Annotated in this window: 1 protein-coding gene; it reads left to right on the top strand. The window is 69.0% G+C overall.

The window, feature by feature from the left end; genetic code table 11:
• Positions 1-948 (top strand): substrate-binding domain-containing protein (locus H9652_RS19490; protein WP_191798470.1); only part of this gene is annotated, 948 nt, incomplete at both ends.

Below are 948 nucleotides of genomic sequence, written 5' to 3'. Positions count from 1 at the left end.
CGAGTTCTCTTGGCAGGGGCCGCGACCGCGGCACTGCTGTTCACCGCTGCGTGCAGCACCGACGTGCCCGAGGCCCCCGCCGGGGGCGAGACCGCGACCGAGGCGGGGGAGGAGTCGAACGAGTCGGGCGCGAACAGCCAGTGGTTCGTGCAGGCCGACTACGACCGCCAGCTCGCGCAGCGGACCGCGGTGCCCGAGGGCCCCACGGACCAGCCGTGGCTGCAGGCGATCGACCCCGAGTACGTGGACACCGCGCAGTACGCCAAGGAGGGCGGCAAGAAGCTGTGCTTCTCCAACGCCTCGGTCTCCAACCCGTGGCGTGTGACGGGCTTCATCACGATGCAGCAGCAGGTCGAGGTCCTCAAGGCCTCGGGCGAGATCTCGGAGTTCCGCGTCTCGGACGCCGCGGACGACGACAACAAGCAGATCTCGGACATCCAGGCGTTCGTCGAGGCCGGTGACTGCGACGCGATCATCATCTCGCCGTCGACCACCGCGACCCTGACCCCGGCGGTCGAGGCGGCGTGCGCGTCGGGCAAGCCCGTCATCGTGTTCGACCGTGGCGTCAACACGGACTGCATGGTCACGTACATCCACCCGATCGGCGGCTACGCCTACGGAGCCGACGGCGCCGAGTTCCTGGTCGAGAACCTCGAGCCCGGCTCGAAGGTGCTCGCGCTCCGAGTGCTCCCGGGAGTCGACGTGCTGGAGAACCGCTGGGCCGCCGCCGACAAGATCTTCTCCGAGAGCGAGCTCGAGGTCGTGGGCCAGGAGTTCACCGGTGGTGACGGCGCGAAGATCAAGGACATCGTGACGCAGTACCTGCAGCGCGGTGACGTGGACGGCATCTGGATGGACGCCGGTGACGGCGCGGTCGCGGCGGTCGAGGCGTTCGAGGACGCCGGCAAGCCCTACCCGGTCTTCATGGGCGAGGACGAGCTGAGCTTC

The organism is Oerskovia rustica (genome assembly GCF_014836555.1).
Taxonomy (GTDB): Bacteria; Actinomycetota; Actinomycetes; order Actinomycetales; family Cellulomonadaceae; genus Oerskovia; species Oerskovia rustica.
The sequence above is the reverse complement of the archived record's forward strand: the minus strand, read 5'-3'. Positions and strand labels throughout refer to the sequence as shown.